Source organism: Luteibacter sp. UNCMF366Tsu5.1 (assembly GCF_900119235.1).
Classification (GTDB): domain Bacteria; phylum Pseudomonadota; class Gammaproteobacteria; order Xanthomonadales; family Rhodanobacteraceae; genus Luteibacter; species Luteibacter flocculans.
Map to the genome: position 1 here is coordinate 405,910 of NZ_FPIS01000002.1, position 15,635 is coordinate 421,544.

Annotated in this window: 17 protein-coding genes; 7 read left to right on the forward strand and 10 right to left on the reverse strand. The window is 63.5% G+C overall.

Annotation, left to right across the window (positions count from 1 at the left end):
• Nucleotides 1-6: 6 nt before the first annotated feature.
• Nucleotides 7-966, reverse strand: a complete 960-nt coding sequence (gene oxyR, locus BT115_RS10990) for a DNA-binding transcriptional regulator OxyR (protein ID WP_072322653.1) — start codon at nt 964-966, stop codon at nt 7-9.
• A 155-nt stretch (nt 967-1,121) separates the two neighbouring features.
• On the opposite strand from oxyR, the gene BT115_RS10995 reads away from it, so the two are divergent.
• Nucleotides 1,122-1,670, forward strand: coding sequence for a peroxiredoxin (locus tag BT115_RS10995; RefSeq protein ID WP_072322654.1), 549 nt, complete (start codon nt 1,122-1,124; stop codon nt 1,668-1,670).
• Between the two features lie 190 nt (nt 1,671-1,860).
• Nucleotides 1,861-2,403, forward strand: a complete 543-nt coding sequence (locus BT115_RS11000; protein ID WP_072322655.1) for a carboxymuconolactone decarboxylase family protein — start codon at nt 1,861-1,863, stop codon at nt 2,401-2,403.
• A gap of 68 nt (nt 2,404-2,471) precedes the next feature.
• Here BT115_RS11000 and BT115_RS18455 read toward each other — a convergent pair whose 3' ends face one another.
• From BT115_RS18455 to BT115_RS11020, 5 genes are read right to left on the reverse strand one after another with little or no spacing between them, the layout of a single operon-like run.
• Entirely contained in the window at nt 2,472-2,723 is a 252-nt protein-coding gene (locus BT115_RS18455) for a hypothetical protein (RefSeq protein WP_143144538.1), read from the reverse strand.
• On the reverse strand, nt 2,720-3,364 hold the full coding sequence (locus tag BT115_RS11005; RefSeq protein ID WP_072322656.1) for a PqiC family protein: 645 nt from the start codon (nt 3,362-3,364) through the stop codon (nt 2,720-2,722). Before BT115_RS11005 ends, BT115_RS18455 begins: the two co-directional genes overlap by 4 nt.
• Nucleotides 3,361-4,929, reverse strand: coding sequence for a PqiB family protein (locus tag BT115_RS11010; protein WP_255369406.1), 1,569 nt, complete (start codon nt 4,927-4,929; stop codon nt 3,361-3,363). The genes BT115_RS11005 and BT115_RS11010 overlap by 4 nt, the downstream gene beginning before the upstream one ends.
• Before the next feature lie 58 nt (nt 4,930-4,987).
• Nucleotides 4,988-5,620 (reverse strand): paraquat-inducible protein A, encoded by a 633-nt coding sequence (locus BT115_RS11015; RefSeq protein WP_072322658.1) that lies wholly within the window; start codon nt 5,618-5,620, stop codon nt 4,988-4,990.
• Entirely contained in the window at nt 5,617-6,231 is a 615-nt protein-coding gene (locus BT115_RS11020; protein ID WP_072322659.1) for a paraquat-inducible protein A, read from the reverse strand. The genes BT115_RS11015 and BT115_RS11020 overlap by 4 nt, the downstream gene beginning before the upstream one ends.
• 188 nt (nt 6,232-6,419) lie before the next feature.
• Here BT115_RS11020 and BT115_RS11025 point away from each other — a divergent pair, with 188 nt between their 5' ends.
• The 3 genes from BT115_RS11025 (at nt 6,420) to BT115_RS11035 (ending at nt 10,250) form a co-directional block, all read left to right on the forward strand.
• Nucleotides 6,420-7,034 (forward strand): TetR/AcrR family transcriptional regulator, encoded by a 615-nt coding sequence (locus BT115_RS11025; protein ID WP_218184752.1) that lies wholly within the window; start codon nt 6,420-6,422, stop codon nt 7,032-7,034.
• Nucleotides 7,035-7,098: 64 nt separating this feature from the next.
• Entirely contained in the window at nt 7,099-7,458 is a 360-nt protein-coding gene (locus tag BT115_RS11030; protein WP_072322661.1) for a DUF1428 domain-containing protein, read from the forward strand.
• A 107-nt stretch (nt 7,459-7,565) separates the two neighbouring features.
• On the forward strand, nt 7,566-10,250 hold the full coding sequence (locus BT115_RS11035) for a M1 family metallopeptidase (protein ID WP_072322662.1): 2,685 nt from the start codon (nt 7,566-7,568) through the stop codon (nt 10,248-10,250).
• A gap of 140 nt (nt 10,251-10,390) precedes the next feature.
• Here the strand turns inward: BT115_RS11035 and BT115_RS18660 are convergent, their stop codons facing one another.
• Nucleotides 10,391-10,819 (reverse strand): DUF4879 domain-containing protein, encoded by a 429-nt coding sequence (locus BT115_RS18660; RefSeq protein WP_072322663.1) that lies wholly within the window; start codon nt 10,817-10,819, stop codon nt 10,391-10,393.
• A 274-nt stretch (nt 10,820-11,093) separates the two neighbouring features.
• Here BT115_RS18660 and BT115_RS11045 point away from each other — a divergent pair, with 274 nt between their 5' ends.
• Complete coding sequence (locus tag BT115_RS11045; RefSeq protein ID WP_072322664.1) at nt 11,094-12,110, forward strand: LacI family DNA-binding transcriptional regulator; 1,017 nt, start codon at nt 11,094-11,096, stop codon at nt 12,108-12,110.
• 10 nt (nt 12,111-12,120) lie between these two features.
• Here the strand turns inward: BT115_RS11045 and BT115_RS11050 are convergent, their stop codons facing one another.
• Nucleotides 12,121-13,236: a Gfo/Idh/MocA family protein gene (locus BT115_RS11050; protein ID WP_072322665.1), complete on the reverse strand. Its 1,116-nt coding sequence runs from the start codon at nt 13,234-13,236 to the stop codon at nt 12,121-12,123.
• Nucleotides 13,237-13,370: 134 nt separating this feature from the next.
• On the opposite strand from BT115_RS11050, the gene BT115_RS11055 reads away from it, so the two are divergent.
• Nucleotides 13,371-14,282, forward strand: a complete 912-nt coding sequence (locus BT115_RS11055; protein WP_083527419.1) for a phytanoyl-CoA dioxygenase family protein — start codon at nt 13,371-13,373, stop codon at nt 14,280-14,282.
• A 100-nt stretch (nt 14,283-14,382) separates the two neighbouring features.
• On the opposite strand, the gene BT115_RS11060 is transcribed toward BT115_RS11055, so the two are convergent.
• Nucleotides 14,383-14,811, reverse strand: a complete 429-nt coding sequence (locus BT115_RS11060) for a DUF4879 domain-containing protein (RefSeq protein WP_072322666.1) — start codon at nt 14,809-14,811, stop codon at nt 14,383-14,385.
• Nucleotides 14,812-15,077: 266 nt separating this feature from the next.
• Nucleotides 15,078-15,506, reverse strand: a complete 429-nt coding sequence (locus tag BT115_RS11065; protein WP_072322667.1) for a DUF4879 domain-containing protein — start codon at nt 15,504-15,506, stop codon at nt 15,078-15,080.
• Nucleotides 15,507-15,635: the final 129 nt, after the last annotated feature.

Sequence of the window (15,635 nt, forward strand, 5' to 3'; positions counted from 1 at the left end):
GAACCGTCAGGAAGATGGGAGGGCAACGGTTGGCGCGCCTTCCGGTTGACCGGAGGCGCAACCGCGCGTGCTGAACAACTCGGCAGGAACGTCGCGGATGACCGCTGCCAGCGCCTCGAAGAAAGGCGTCATGGCGGAACTCTTGCGCCAGAGCATGGCAATACGGCGGCTAGGCGCGGGCGCCTCGAACTCGATCAGCGCCACGTTGGGCGACTGCGCGATCGGCGGCTTCACGGCCAGGGCCGGGAGCAGGGTGATGCCCACATTGGCTGAGACCATCTGCCGGAGCGTCTCCAGGCTCGTGGCGCGAAAGCCCGTGCGTTCGCCGGCGCCGGCCAGGTGGCACACCTCGAGCGCCTGATCGCGCAGGCAATGACCGTCTTCCAGCAACAGCAGGTTCTGCTGCGACAGATCGTCCATGTGCAACGAGCGACGCCCCGCCAGTTCGTGACCCGACGGGACGGCCAGGACGAACGGTTCCTCGAACAGGAATTCGGTGTGCAGCGAGTCGTCGTGGACGGGCAGGGCGAGAATGCCGGCGTCGAGGGTGCCCTCGCGCAACATGTGCAGCACCTGTTCGGTTTTTTCCTCGCGCAGCAGGAGTTCCAGCCGGGGAAAGCGCTCGCGCAGCCGCGGAATCACATGCGGGAGCAGATACGGCCCCAGCGTAGGGAAGATGCCGAGGCGGATCGTGCCCGACTCCGGGTCGCGCGTCCGCTGGGCGATGGATTTGATCTCGTCCACCTGCGACAGCACGGCGCGGGCACGGCGGGCGATTTCACGCCCCGTTTCCGTCAGCAGCACCTTGCGCGGCGTACGCTCCACCAGTGCGACACCGAGTTCGTCCTCGAGCTTGCGGATCTGGGTCGACAGCGTGGGCTGGCTGACGAAGCTCGCCTCGGCCGCACGGCCAAAATGCCGGTACTCCGCCAGGGCGACGAGGTAGGACAGGTCACGCAGGTTCATGACGACGGCTCTGAGTGGGCTACGATAGTCTTAGCCTATCACATTGATGCCTACAATCGATTTGGAATATGTAGAGCCTGGCGGTAAGCTTCTGTTTCAGTCGCGTCACCAAGCGCGCGTAGAGTCCAACCACCCCTCAAATGGAGAGTCGAAAGATGCTGAGCATTGGCGATAAGTTCCCCCAGTTCAACCTCAAGGCCGTTAACGGCGGCCCGCTCGCCAACAAGATCGAGGACGCCTTCGTCGACGTGACGGACAAGTCCTACGAGGGCAAGTGGAAGCTGGTCTTCTCGTATCCGAAGGACTTCACCTTCGTCTGCCCGACCGAGATCAAGGGTTTCAGCGACCTCAACGAGAAGTTTGCCGACCGCGATTGCCAGATCCTGGCCGTGTCGACCGACTCCGAGTTCGTCCACCGCGCCTGGCGCATGGACCACGCCGACCTGAAGGATCTGAAGTTCCCGATGCTGGCCGACATCAACAAGGATCTCTGCCGTGAGCTCGGTATCCTCACGAGCGAAGGCGTTGCACAGCGCGCCACCTTCCTCGTCGATCCGAACGGCGAAATCCAGTTCGTGTACGTGACTGCGGGTTCCGTCGGCCGCAACCCGGACGAAGTGCTGCGTGTGCTCGACGCGCTGCAGACGGATGAGCTGTGCGCCTGCAACTGGAAGGCTGGCGACGAGACCCTCAAGGTCGCCTAAGTTCCACTGCTCGTAAGTCCCGTGCCGCGACCCCTCCCTCCCCCGTGCGGCGCGGGCAGTCCGAGGCGGTGAAGTTCGCTTCACCGCCTCCTTTTCAAGGGTCGTCCGACCCGTCCGCGTGAACCGGCGCATCGCGTCGAGACATTCCGCGCTCCTTTACTTCGCCCTCTCAAAGACAAAGGTGCATCCCATGAGCGTCGCCGATCTGCGCAGCAAGCTTCCCGAATACGCCAAGGACCTCAAGCTCAACCTCGACTCGGTGCTGAGCGAAGCGGGTGCTCCTGGCCTCAACATGGCCCAGATCGCGATGGTGGCGCTGGGTTCGGCCTATTCCGCGCGCTACACGCCGCTGACCGAAGCCGTTGCCGCCTTCGCCGCCGAGCACGCCTCGGCCGAGCAGTTGACCGCAGCCAAGGGTTCGGCCGCGATCATGGGCATGAACAACATCTACTACCGTTTCCAGCATCTGGTCAGCCATCCGGAGTACGCCACCATCCCGGCGAAGCTGCGCATGAACGTGATCGGTGCCTACAAGGGCGACGCCAAGAACGACTTCGAGCTCGTCTCGCTCGCCGTCTCCGCGGTCAACGGCTGCGGCATGTGCATCGACTCGCATGACAAGGTGCTCCGTGACGGTGGCATCAGTGTGCAGGCCATCCAGAGTGCCGTGCGCATCGCCTCCGTGATCCACGCGGTTGCCGTGGTGCTGGAACAGGCTGAAGCAGCGGGCTGAGCAAACGCGTCATGTTGATAGAAAAGGCCGCGTTCGACGCGGCCTTTTCTTTTACGAGGTCCTGCCGATCAATCGCGTTCGCCGTGCAGGATCGATTGCAGGAAGCGTTCCAGCAAGTCGGACTGGCCGGCAGCAGCGAGCTCATTGGGGGTCATCCGCGCGAGTTCTTCGATCGGCGTATCGCTCCACCAATGGGTAAGGCGACGCCTGTCCGGTTCGATACGTTGCGCGAGTTCCATGACGCCTGGATATTGCGAAAGCGTGGCGTTGGCGTGCCATGGCGTTTCCCTTCGCGAGGACGCGCAAAAGCGGCCCCTCATGATCGCCTCCCGCGTTCATTCGCTCGATCGGCCGAGCAGCTCGGGCGATCTGCGTATGCCAAGCCACGTGCATCCGCGGCCATGCGCAGAGCGAGTGCCTGCACCAGCCCCCGCTCCGCGTCCACCAGTGCCGTATCGCCCCTCTTTGCCGGCGCGCTGAAGGTGCCGTGACACGTCAGGGAAGGGCGTTCGCGATCGTTGGCGAAGCCAAGGCTCCAATCGGCTTCGAGTTCCACTTGTCGATCGGGCCACGCATCGAAGCGGCGGACCTGCAGCTTGATTCGCAGCACATCCGTACCCTTCGGCGTCGGGAGCCCGCCTACGTCCGTGGTGCCGAGTCGATGCGTCAACTCGGTGGACAGGGCTTGGCGCAATTCGTCTTCATACGGACTCGCCCAGCGCGCGGTGTCCCGTATCGCGACGCCGTTATCGCCTTGCCGAACGACGAGGAAGGACTGGTCCAACTGTGCCGGGAGGCCCACCGGCAAGACCTCGATGTGGAAGGCGACCGGCGTCTCGCTTTCGGCAGCTGTCGCCGCAGCGGGAGACTGCAAGGTGTAGTACCGGACCGGTGCCGACGCGCAGGCGGTCAAGCTACCGGTAACGATCGCGAGCGAGCCAACGACGAGAAGGCGCTTCAATGGGTGGGCTCCTCTTTCGTGTTTGCTGTGGGCTTGGCATCGTTGGGCGTGCCGAGCAACAGGGATTCGGGGTGGCGACCCAGCAGGTCGGTCAGGGTGCGCAGCGAGCGTGCCGTGCGTTGCACTTCCAGCAAGGTCTCGGTGATGTGCTGCGGCAAGGGCGCATCGTCTGCGAACGTACCTTGCACGGTGCCCAGTGTCCGCTGCAGCGTCTGCATGGTGCGCGTCGTCGCGGGTAGCAACTCGCCGTTGATCTGCCCGAGGGTGCCATTCAGTTCGCCAAGGCTGGCATCCAGATGCCGGCCGATGGATTCCAGCGGCATCTTGTTGACCTTGGCGACGATGCTCGCGATCTGTTCTTGCATCTGGTCGAAGCTGCCGTTCACGGTGGGCAGGACGATCGGGCGTGCCTGCATGTCGAACGCGATGGGCGGAGCATTGGGCACGAAATCGATGGCGATGTAGAGCTGCCCCGTCAGCAGGTTTCCGGCCCGTGCCTGCGCACGCAGGCCATGCGCCACCAGGCTGGCGAGGAATTGCGCCGCTTGTTGCTCTTGATCGCCTTGGTAGGTCGGCAAACGTGTGGTCACGCCGCCCAGACGACTTGGGAAGATCTCGATGCCGACCAGAGTCGGGAAGCGATGCGCGGCGGCGTTGTAATCGAGATCGATGGAGGTGACGTGCCCGATGTCCATACCGGCGAACTGCACGGGCGCGCCCACGCTCAGTCCACGTAGTGAATTCTCGAAACGCAATTGCAGAAACTGCGCAGGGCCGTCCGAGGGTGCCATCGCCGCCGCTTCATCCTTGGCCAGGGCATACGTGGTCTGTGCGGATGCGGGGGTGCTCACGCCGCCGGTGGGTGTGGCGAAGGCGATGCCGCCGGCCATGACCGTGGCGAGCGATTGCGTGTTGAGTTTCAGGCCGTCGGCGCCCAGCGAGACGTCGATGCCGCTGGCGTTCCAGAAGCGCGCGCCCTTCGTCACCAGGCGGTCGTAAGGCGCATTGACGAAAATCTGCAAGTTGAAGCGGCGGCCATCGGCGTCGAGTCGATAAGAGGCGATGTGGCCAACTTGCATGTGTCGGTAGTAGACCGGCGAACCGATATCGAGCGAACCGAGATCGTCCGCGTAAATGGTGAAGCTCGTGCCGGGGACGTCGTGGATAATGGTCGGCGGCATTTCCAGGCCGGTATACGCCTTGGCGAATCCGCGTTCCACGCCTCGATCGACCGCGATATAGGAACCCGAAAGCAAGGTATCGATACCCGAGACGCCACCCATGCCGATGCGTGGGCGAACGACCCAGAAGCGTGTGTCCGTACGCAGCAGGCTCGCTGCATTCTTCATGAGGGCGACGCTGGCCACAACATGGGAGCCGTCCTTGCTCAGATCGACCGCCGTCACGGTGCCCACGGTCACTGCCTTGTACTTGACGGGTGTCTTGCCGGCCTCGAGGCCTTCCGCTGTCTTGAATGCGATCGTGATGGTTGGCCCCTCCGACGACCACGCATGCACGAGCATCGAAAGACCGATCAATGCCGCAAGTGTGGGGACGATCCACATGACGGATAGGCGCCGCCTAGGCGATACCACGGTCGGGTGTCCTGGCATGGGAGTGGATTCAGGAGTTTCGTTCATGGGTCTCGCCGTCCCAGATCAACCGGGGATCGAATTGCATCGCCGCAAGCATGGTGAGGATCACCACGGCACCAAAGAAAAGAATGCCCAGGCGCGGTTCGATGTCCGCCAGCGCCTGGAACTTGACCAATCCAGCAACGACACCCACCACCACGACATCCAGCATCGACCAGTAGCCGACCAACTCGACCAGGCGATACAGCCGCGTGCGTTCGTGTCGTGCCCAGCCGCTGCGGCGTTGGGCGGTCAACAGCAGCAGGCCGAGAATCAGAAATTTGGAACAGGGCACCGCGACGCTGGCAATGAAAATGACCAGGGCGATACCGTACGAGCCGGATTGCCAGAACTCGATGACGCCCTCCAGGATCGTGCTGTCGCTGCCACTGCCAAGCATGTTGGTGTGCATCACCGGCAACAGATTGGCAGGGACATAGAAGATGACGCCGGCCAGTAGCAGCGCCCAGGCACGCGCGAGACTGTGCGGTTGTCGCTGATGCAACGGCGTGCCGCAACGCGGACAACGGGAATCGTCATGCGCGGCCGGCGGTGCGCAGACAAGCCGGCATGCATGGCATCCCACCAGGCCCAAGGTCTTGGCGCGGGGAAGGCCGGTCATGCGGGCTTTCCGCGTTCGGGTATGGCCCACAGGCTGTCCAGGTCGCGTCGGGCAATGACGGTAAGCAACACCATCAAGGTCGCCATGGCCCAGATGCCTGCGCCGGGAGCCACGTGCAGAAAGCCCGAGAGTTTGATTACTGAGATCAGAATGCCCAACAGAGCAACTTCGATCATGCTCCACGGGCGCAACGCAACGAGCAGTCGCATGTTTGCCACGAACCACGGCGCTCGTCGCCCGGCCCGCGCGAAAGCGAGTACCCAGAAGAGCAGGAGGATCTGCGCGAAGGGCACCACGATCACGGCCAGCATCGCCGGTACGGCGATAAGCGCTACGGCGCCCTGGGCAAGCGCGACCGTCGCTTGCCACAGCGTGGCTTCGTTATGCAGTCCTTGCAGACTGATGCGCACCACCGGACAGACATTGGCGATCACGGCCACGATCGCGGCGGCGACGGTAAGGGCCAGCCATTGATCGAGATCGAGCCGGTCCGCGCGGCACAGGGTCGAATGGCACCTGTCGCAACGAGCCGACTCGCCGATGGCGAGGGCTGGGCGCGCATAGATCGTGTCGCAATGCTCGCAGGCAATCAGGTGAGGGAAGGTCTTCATCGCGCCGCCGTGTTCCCGCCGCTGAGGTCGACGGGAGGTTATTAACTAGACGATTGCGTCTACTTTCCCAGAAGTAGACCAACCCGTCTAGTATTCCGAGGTCTAACCTGGGCACAATCGGTGGCACTGCTGCTAGGTTGGGTAACGACCTCAGGCGGCCCAGGTGGCGCGACAGGAACGCTTTGACCGTGAACAAGACTGCGATGACGGGCCGGTCGCCGAGGCAAGCCCGTGGCCAGGCGCGTATCGACACCGTGCTCAAGTCCGCTGCCGAATTGATTGCGGAGCAGGGGCTTGCCGGTGTGACCATGCACTCCCTGGCTCGCCGTGCGAACACGTCCATAGGGTCGCTCTATCACTTCTTCCCGGATCGCGAGAGCGTGCTGGAGGCGGCGAGACAGCGCCACGTCGCCGCCACACACGCGATCAGCGAAGAACTCGGCAAGGTTCCCGCCGCGGAGTGGCGCCGGCTGTCTGCAGCCGCCGTCATCGATCGGCTATCGCGGCCGTTCATTACCTACTTGCGGAGCCACGCGGATTATCTGCCGCTCACCAGTGGGCGCCTGTTCGAGGAAGACAGTGCCGGGTTTTTGCGGGTGATGCGCCAGGTATTGAGCGCTCGGCTACCCACTCTGGATGAAAGCGCCCGCGATGACTACGCCCTGATGCTGCACCTCATCGCATCGGGAGCCATGCATGCCGGGCTTCAATTGGATGCCAGTCGCGTGGATCTGTATTTGCGTGAGATACCCCTGGCGATGACGGCTTATCTCGAAAGAGTGGAATCAGCGGCTGGGCATTGACGGCAGCGGTGTGTGGCAATTTTTGCGAGACTCTCCCACGACATCCACGCGAGGAGGGTTCGCCATGAGCTACGTCGATGGGTTTGTCATGCCGGTTCCGATGGACCGGTTGGCCGAATACAAGAAGATGGCGCGCTTGGCCGGCAAGGTCTGGATGGAGTACGGCGCACTCGCCTATTCGGAATGCCTGGCCGACGATGTGAAACCCGGCAAGGTCACCTCGTTCCCGCAGTCGGTGAAACTGAAGCCAGGCGAGGTGGTGGTGTTCTCCTGGATCGTCTACAAGAATCGCCGGGATCGCGACAGGATCATGAAGAAAGTCATGTCGGATCCGAGGCTTGAGGCGTATGCCGACCCCCGGGCACTCCCCTTCGACGGCAAGCGCATGTTCTTCGGTGGGTTCAAACCCTTCGTCGAGTTGTAGGCCGGGTCTGACGCGGCGCAGCGAAGACGGGGGTGCCTTCTGGCACTGTGTCGAAGGTCACGGCCTTCGCAGGATGCAGGGATTACCCACAGGGAGTCCCACCTGCCATGCGTCGTTTCGTCCGTCCCCTCGTTCTCACCGCGCTCGCTGCCTGCTGTGGCGCTGCGCTCGCCGCCGGCACGGACGCCGCGCCGCCGCTCGGCCATCTGCCCACCTGGGCCCAGCCGGAGTCCTACAAGCTTTCGTTCAAGGTGGACCCGAAGCAGGAGAACTACTCGGGTTCCTCGACGATCCGCATCAAGCTCGCCCAGCCGTCCGACTTCATCTGGCTGCATGGCAAGGATCTGAAAGTCTCCAAGGTCACAGTGACCGACGCCGCTGGCAAGAAGCACGTCGGCAAATACATCGTGGCTGCCGAAAAGGAAGGCGTTGCCAAGGTCGAACTGGGCGCGAAGCTAGAGGGTGAGATCACCCTCGCGATGGAATTCACCGCGCCGCTGAACAAGCAGTTGCAGGGTCTGTACAAGGTCTCGCACGAAGGCATCCCGTACGCCATGACGCAGATGGAGCCGGTCTCCGCGCGTTACGCGTTCCCCGGTTTCGACGAGCCCTCGTTCAAGGTTCCCTTCGACATCAGCCTGACCATTCCGGCCGACGATCAGGGCGTGGCCAATACCGCCCAGATCAAGGAAGAAAAGGCTGGCGCCGGCTGGAAGACGCTGACCTTCTCCACGACCAAGCCGCTACCCACCTACCTGGTCGCGTTCGCCGTCGGCCCGTGGGATGTGGTCAAGGGTCCGGACATCACCCCGACCGAATTCCGTTCCACACCGACCCCGCTGCGCGGCATCGCCGCCAAGGGCGAAGGCCATCGCATGCAGCATGTGCTGGGCGAGACGAACTCGATCATTCATACGCTCGAGGACTACTACGGCTTCGGCTATCCGTACGACAAGCTCGATCTGCTCGCCGCGCCGGACTTCAGCGCCGGTGCGATGGAGAACGCGGGCCTCGTCACGTTCCGTGACTGGTTGCTGCTGATCGATCCGGATTCGGCGGCGCAGTACGTGCGCGGCTCGTTCAACGTCAACGCGCACGAGCTGGCCCACCAGTGGACGGGCGACACCGTAACCATGGCCTGGTGGGACGACCTCTGGCTCAACGAGGCGTTTGCCACGTGGATGCAGCAGAAGGTCACCACGAAGGTGCATCCGGAATATCGCGCCGACCTCGACCGCGTGCGTGGTGCGCAGGGCGCGATGAACAACGATAGCCTCGTCAGCGCGCGCAAGATCCGCCAGCCGATCACCGGCAATGGCGACATCGAGACCGCGTTCGACGGCATCACGTACCAGAAGGGTGCGGCGGTGCTGGGCATGTTCGAGGGCTACGTGTCCGACCCGGTGTTCCAGAAGGGCATGCGCGCGTACATCCAGAAGCACAAGTTCGCCAACGCGACGGCGGACGATCTGATCGATGCGATCGCCGAGGCCGCCGGGCAGGGCGACGCATTCAAGAAGGCGTTCCGCAGCTTCCTCGACCAGTCCGGCGTGCCTTACGTGGCCACCGAGACGAAGATCGAGGGCGGCAAGACCGTGCTGCATCTTTCGCAGAGCCGTTACCTGCCGCTTGGCAGCACGGGTGACGCGAACCGCGTGTGGGGCGTGCCGATGTGCGTGCGTTACGGCACGGCGGGTGGTGGCAACAAGGTCAAGTGCGAGCTGCTCGATCAGGCCACCGGCACGATGGTGCTCGACGATGCGGCGAAGAACGCCTGGGTGCTGCCGAACGCTGACGGTCGTGGCTACTACCGCTTCGCGCAGAGCAAGGCCGACCTCGGCGCGCTGACCAAGGTGGTCGGCACGCTCAGCGATGCGGAACAGCTGGCGTATGCCGATGCCGTTCGTGCAGGGTTCCAGCATGGCGATCTCGATGCGGGCGACGCGCTTGCCGCGTTCAAGCCGCTGACCGCGTCGAAGACGCGCGAGGTGTTCACCGCACCGCTCCAGACCTTCAGCTGGATTCTCACCCACGAAGCCACCACCGACGCCCAGCGCGAACGCCTGCGCAAGTGGGCCACGGAGGCCTACCTGCCGAAGCTGAAGGCGCTGGGTTATCGCAAGAAGGATGGCGAGGCGGACAACGACACCATAACGCGTACGGCGCTTGCCGGTTTCCTTGCCGACAAGGACATCGGTGTGCCCGAAGTGCGCGCCGAAATGCTGGCGCAGGGTGATGCAGCGCTGAAGATGAAGGATGGCCACCTCGATCTCGACGCCGCCGATTCGAACCTGCTCGGCGATGCGTTGGGCGTGGCGGTGCAGGAGCGCGGTGCTCCGGCGGTGGACGCGCTGATCGCGGAAATCCCGAAGACCTCCGATCCGGCCAAGCGCAATGCCATGCTTTCCGCACTGGCCGACATCAAGGACACGGCACTTGCCAACAAGGCCCGCGACTTCGCGCTCGGCAAGGATGTGAAGGTGGGCGAGATGGCGATGGTGCTGCGTGGCGGTCGCGATACGGAAGCGTCGCGTACCGACATGTGGAACTGGTTCGTCGCCAACTACGACAAGATCGTGGCGCGCACCGGCAGCTTTGCGGGTGGTCAGTTGCCCGGCCTTGCCGGCGGCGGCGGTTGTTCCAAGGCCGAAGCCGATCGTCTGAGCGACTTCTTCAAGCCGCGCCTGGGCCAGGTCACGGGCGCCGAGCGCGGTCTTGCTCAGACCAGCGAGCAGATCCTCCTCTGCTCGGCGCAGAAGGCGAAGCAGGACCCGAAGGCGATTTTGCGGTAAGACCCAGAACGGTCTTCCTGCCAGGCCCTCCATCGCCTGGTGGGAGCGATCGCTTCACGCGCCGATGTCCCGTCGGCAACTCAGGAAAAAAGCAGAAGGCCGGGCGAGCGATCGTCCGGCCTTCTTGTTCAATGCCCTGATCAGCGGATCGTGAGGCGTGCCGCCACGTTCCAGCCAAGGCCGGGCATCCTCGCGCTGTATTCGAAGTTTCCGCCTTCGACGTCTTGAATCTGCCAGACCCGTCGATTCCCAGTGCGCGATGCACCTTGGGGGCATGGCCGAGCTTCGCGAGGCGGCCCGCAAAGCGGATCAGTGCGCACTTCCCGCATCGGGACGCCATTGAGCGTGGCCCGCCGATTGTCCAAGGCAGTGAATTCGTCGGTTGTGACTTGGATCCAACCGCCGCCGTGGTCATGCCTCGTCGATCGAGCGTCCCGCCCAATGGCTTCAATAGGGCCCGTGGCCGACCTGACTTCGACGATCGACATGGTGCGAAGGCCGCCTGCCAGGCTCTCACTGCCCGCCAGCGAGCAAGTCAATGCAGCTGCTGCGATCAAAAACGATTTCATGTGTTCCTCCATGGGTCGAAATGACCGACGCAAATCATCAGGAGGGGCCGGCAAACCAGCCAGCGGTAGGTTCTCACCATTTGTGTCGGTGCTCTGCTCGGATGTAGGTGAGGTAAACCGTGCCCGCGAACTGACGTAAGGGGCGTTCTGCACTGCAGGAAGGCGGAGCGCTCGCGCCGCGCCGGAGGATCTAACGCCGACGCCCACGCGCTTTCCGCCGCTTGGCAGCCGGGCTTTCGATACGGGAGGATCGCGCTGCGCTAACCTAATCGGCATGAGCTCGCGGTCCACATCGCCAAGTACCGTCCCGCGCGTCACCGCACGCGAGGTCGCCGAGGCGGCCGGCGTATCGATTTCGGCGGTATCGCGCACCTTTACCGAGGGTGCGAGCGTTTCCGCGCGAACCCGCGATCGTGTCCTGCTTGCCGCGAACGCTCTGGGCTATCGCCCGAACCAGTTGGCCCGCAGCCTCATGACCGGACGCACGCAGCTCGTGGGGCTGGTCTCCAATCACTTCGCCAACCCCGCCTTCATGGAGGTCTTCGACCTCTTTACGCGCGAGTTGCAGGCTCGCGGCTTGCGTCCGCTGCTCGCAAACCTCGGTGAGGACGAGAACGGCAGCGCGGCTCTGGACATGCTGCGCCAGTACAACGTCGATGCCGTACTGATCGCCACCTCGGCACCGCCGGCCGGATTCGGCGCGTCGTGCCGTGCGGCGGGCCTGCCAGCGATGCACGTGTTCGGTCGGGCAGGGCGTGCCTCGCCGTTGCCCGTGGCAACGGTCGACAACGTTGCCGCGGGACAACGGGTAGCGGAGGCCATGCGCCGCCGCGGACTGCGCAGGCTGGCCTTTCTCGGAGGCTCGGCACACGACGCTGCCACCATCGATCGCGGCAGGGGCTTTGCGGAGACGGCCGGCAGGTTGCTCCGCGAGACCCTGCATGCCGGCAACTACACGCATGAGCACGGCCGGCTCGCCATGCACACGTTGCTCGACCGGGACGACACGATCGACGGTGTGTTCTGTGGCGACGACGTGCTGGCGCTCGGTGCCATGGACGCGTGTCGAGAGCGGGACGTGGCGGTGCCCGGGGCGGTGAGCATCGTCGGTTTCGACGACATGCCGCTCGCGTCATGGTCGTCCTATTCGCTGACGACGATGCGTCAGCCGATACGGGACATGGTTCTCTATGCCATCGAGCGCATCGTCGTGTGGATGAACGATCCCGCGGCCATACCGCGTAGCAGGCTCTTTCCCTGCGAGCTCGTTGTGCGCGACAGCCTTCGCTAAGAGGTGAGCGTTACACCGTTACCCAGCACCTGTCCTGGTTCGACACCAGCGCGGCGGCGATCACCTTGTCCACCTCGTACCCGTCGCGGAAGGTCGGCCAGACCGCTTCGCCCGTCGTCACCGCATGCAGGAAATCGCGTGCCTCGATCGCGATCTGTTCGTTGTAACCGGTGCCGTGCCCGACACCCTGGTTGAAGGCAAGGTAATCCGGATGCGCGGGGCCCATCAGCAGTTTCTGGAAGCCTCGCCTCGCCGGTTCGCGGGAAGCGTCGTAAAGCCACAGGGCGTTCTGGTCTTCCTGGTCGAAGAAGATCGCCCCGCGCGTGCCCGTGATGCGGTAGGTGTAGCCCATCTTCCGGCCCGCGGCCATGCGACTGAAACTGATGCTGCCGGTGGCTCCGTTGGCGAAGCGCAGCAGCATCTGGCCCTGATCGTCGTTCTCGACGGCCTCCGGGCCATGCGGCCCGTCGCGATGCGTCTGCACGATCGTCGTGTCTGCCACCAGGCTCTCGATCGGTCCTACCAGTCGCAGACACGCGTTGATGATGTGGCTGGCGACGTCGCCCAGGGCGCCCGCTTCGGTACCGGTCGCAACACGAGTGCGCCATGACGAGGGAAGGGCGGGATCGTGGAGATAGTCCTCGACGTGCTCCGCGGTCACCTGTATCACCTCGCCGATCTCTCCCGAAGCCACGATCTGGCGGGCAAGCTGACTGGCAGGCGTGCGTATGTAGTTGAACCCGACCATGTTGGGTACGCGGGCCTGCTCCACTGCTTCGGTCATGGCGAGCGATTCGGCGACGCTCGTTCCAAGGGGTTTCTCGCAAAAGATCGGTTTCCGCGCACCGACGCACGCCATCACCATGGGCAGATGCGTGCGGGGAGGCGATGCGATGACTACGAGGTCGACCCCGGGGTCATCGACCAGTTCGCGCCAGTCCCCTGTCGAACGCGCCCATCCCCAGCGCCTCGCGACGTCGGCGGCACCGTCGTGGTGCGAGGTCGCGATCATCTCGCACACGGGCCGATAGGCCGTTTCGAAGATCGCTCCCACGCTCTGGTACGCGATCGTATGCGCCTTGCCCATATAACCGGCGCCGATAAGGCCGATGCGTAGCTGCTTCATCAGGACGGCTCTGCGTGGGGTGAGCCGACTCTACGTATGTTGCGGCGCAGTTTGCAAGCGCTTGCAAATCGGCCTAGCGTGGTCGTGCAAGCACCGTCGCTTCTCTTTGCGCCGCCCCCCGGCAGGAGTTCCGCATGAACACGCGCACCCAGGCTGTACCGTTCGAGCGTCCGCACACGGTCGCCATTCCCGTCTACACCCCGGACAACCTGGACACCGACGCCATCGTGCGCGAACTCCTCGACGGCGTCGGCGCGGTGACACTGCGGGGCCTGTTCACGCCGGGAGAAATCGCCGAGGCGCGCCAGATCGTCATGCGCGAATCCGACGAAGACGCAGCAGGCGGCAAGGTCACCCATTTCCAGGGTGACGCCGAGCGCAGCGGCCGGATCGCCCTGCAACGCCGCGTGTGGAACCTGCTCGCCAAGGGTGACATCTTCTCGCGGATGGCCGCGCATCCGGTGCTCATGACGGTGATGCGCGCCTTCATCGGAAGCGAGTTCATCATGGGTTCCATCGCCGCCAACCGCATCCTTCCCGGCGGACCGGGCCAGGAGCCGCATATCGATTATCCCTATTGGGATTTCCATTCGCCGTCGACGCACCCCGCGCGGATCAATTCGAGCTTTCCGTTGAATGCCCAGGCGACGATCATGCTCGATCCCTTCACCGAGGAAACCGGTGCCACAGCATATGTACCTGGGAGCCAGCGCGAGCTGCGCTATCCGGACGAGAGCGATCGCTTCTTCGATCGCTGCGAACGCATGCTCGGCGAGCCCGGCGATACGATCGTGTTCTTCGGGGCGGTATGGCACTGCGCCATGCCCAATCGCAGCAGCGTGGATCGATCGGCGATCATCACCCAGTACCTCCCGAAGTTCGTCAAGCCGATGGAGAACATGCCCGCGGCTCTGCCAGCGGAGTTCGTCAGGCAGGCCAGCGCCGACCTGCGCCAGTTGCTGGGCCTCAACTATCCCTATCCCGAGATACTCGACAGCGCACGAGGCGGCAACGCAGAAGGGCGCGATGCCATGAAGGCGCGTTAGCGCGCGGGTGCGTTTAACGATGCGCCCGTCTCGGATGGACGTGCAGAAAAAGCAGAAGGCCGAACGAGCGATCGTCCGGCCTTCGCGCTGAATGCTTTGGTTATCGAATGGTGAGGCGTGTCACTGCGTTGAGCCGAAGGCCGGGTTGCCTCGCGCTGTATTCAAAGGTGCCACCTTCCACGCCTTGAATCCACCAGACTCTCCGATGCCCAATGGGCCTTGCTCCGGCGGGGCACTCCCAGACTTCTCGCTCCGTGCCGCAAAGCGGTGCCGCACGCATCTCCTCCATCGGGAGACCATTGAGCGTGGCCCGCCGATGGTCCAAGGCAAAGAACTCATCGGTGGTGACGATGATCCAGCCGCCGCCGTGGTCGTGCCTCGTCGATCGAGGATCCCGGCCGATAGCTTCAACAGGGCCCTGTGCCGACCTGACTTCGACGACCGACATGGCCCGAAGATTGCCTGCCAGGCAGTCGCTGCCCGCCATCGAGCAAGTCAACGCGGCCGCTGCGATCAAGAACGATTTCATGTGTTTCTCCATGGGTCGAGATGCCCGGCGCGAATCATCAGGGGTGGGCGGGAAGCCAACCAGCGGTAGGCTCTCAACGCTTGCGTCGGTGCTTTGCTTGAGCATGCGTGAGGTAAACCTTGCCCGCATCTAGATGTAAGAGGTGTTCCGCATATCACGAGGGCGTAACGCTCACTCGGTGCCGTGCATTGACAGATGAAACTCGTCATGTAGAAAACGAAAAGGCCGGACGAGCGATCGCCCGGCTTTCTTGTTGAAAGCGAGGATCAGCGAATCGTGAGGTGGACTCGTCGCGTGGGACCGATGCCGTTCGGGATCACCATGTATTCGAAGTTGCCGCCGTCCAGACCGCGAACCTCCCAAGTCCGCCGGTATCCGAAGATCGACCCTCCTCGCCGGCACAGGCCTGCGTAACCGCCCACGTTGCAAAGCCGTTGGGTGTCCGTTTCCCGCAGTGAATAACCTAGAAGCGTGGCCCGTTGGTTGTTCCCGTATCCGATTTCTTCAACGGTGACCTTGATCCATCCGCCGCCGTGATCACGCGCTGTCGATGAAGACCATGGCGACAGATACTCTCTTCCCCCATTTGGCGATTCGACGGCTACAACCTGCACACTCGAAAGGTTGTTTGCCAGGCAGTCACTACCCATCAGTGAGCAAGCCAATGTTGCCGCGGCCGTCAAGAATAATTTCATGTGTCCCTCCCTTGGTCGAAATGACCGTTGGGCAGCATCGGGTGTTGATTACGATTCAGCCAGCGGCTACGTCTCAACACTGCATAAGTACTGTGCTCAAGAATCAGTGAGATCAACCGTACCCACGCT

Excerpts from the sequence above, each read along its gene's own strand:
- BT115_RS11045 (WP_072322664.1), top strand. The coding sequence starts at position 11,094 with ATGAGCTCGCGGTCCACATCGCCAAGTACCGTCCCGCGCGTCACCGCA.
- BT115_RS18660 (WP_072322663.1), bottom strand. The coding sequence starts at position 10,819 with ATGAAATCGTTTTTGATCGCAGCAGCTGCATTGACTTGCTCGCTGGCG.
- BT115_RS11015 (WP_072322658.1), bottom strand. The coding sequence starts at position 5,620 with ATGACCGGCCTTCCCCGCGCCAAGACCTTGGGCCTGGTGGGATGCCAT.
- BT115_RS11055 (WP_083527419.1), top strand. The coding sequence starts at position 13,371 with ATGAACACGCGCACCCAGGCTGTACCGTTCGAGCGTCCGCACACGGTC.
- BT115_RS10995 (WP_072322654.1), top strand. The coding sequence starts at position 1,122 with ATGCTGAGCATTGGCGATAAGTTCCCCCAGTTCAACCTCAAGGCCGTT.
- BT115_RS11060 (WP_072322666.1), bottom strand. The coding sequence starts at position 14,811 with ATGAAATCGTTCTTGATCGCAGCGGCCGCGTTGACTTGCTCGATGGCG.
- BT115_RS11020 (WP_072322659.1), bottom strand. The coding sequence starts at position 6,231 with ATGAAGACCTTCCCTCACCTGATTGCCTGCGAGCATTGCGACACGATC.
- BT115_RS11065 (WP_072322667.1), bottom strand. The coding sequence starts at position 15,506 with ATGAAATTATTCTTGACGGCCGCGGCAACATTGGCTTGCTCACTGATG.
- BT115_RS11000 (WP_072322655.1), top strand. The coding sequence starts at position 1,861 with ATGAGCGTCGCCGATCTGCGCAGCAAGCTTCCCGAATACGCCAAGGAC.
- BT115_RS11010 (WP_255369406.1), bottom strand. The coding sequence starts at position 4,929 with ATGTGGATCGTCCCCACACTTGCGGCATTGATCGGTCTTTCGATGCTC.
- BT115_RS18455 (WP_143144538.1), bottom strand. The coding sequence starts at position 2,723 with ATGAGGGGCCGCTTTTGCGCGTCCTCGCGAAGGGAAACGCCATGGCAC.
- oxyR (WP_072322653.1), bottom strand. The coding sequence starts at position 966 with ATGAACCTGCGTGACCTGTCCTACCTCGTCGCCCTGGCGGAGTACCGG.
- BT115_RS11035 (WP_072322662.1), top strand. The coding sequence starts at position 7,566 with ATGCGTCGTTTCGTCCGTCCCCTCGTTCTCACCGCGCTCGCTGCCTGC.
- BT115_RS11030 (WP_072322661.1), top strand. The coding sequence starts at position 7,099 with ATGAGCTACGTCGATGGGTTTGTCATGCCGGTTCCGATGGACCGGTTG.
- BT115_RS11050 (WP_072322665.1), bottom strand. The coding sequence starts at position 13,236 with ATGAAGCAGCTACGCATCGGCCTTATCGGCGCCGGTTATATGGGCAAG.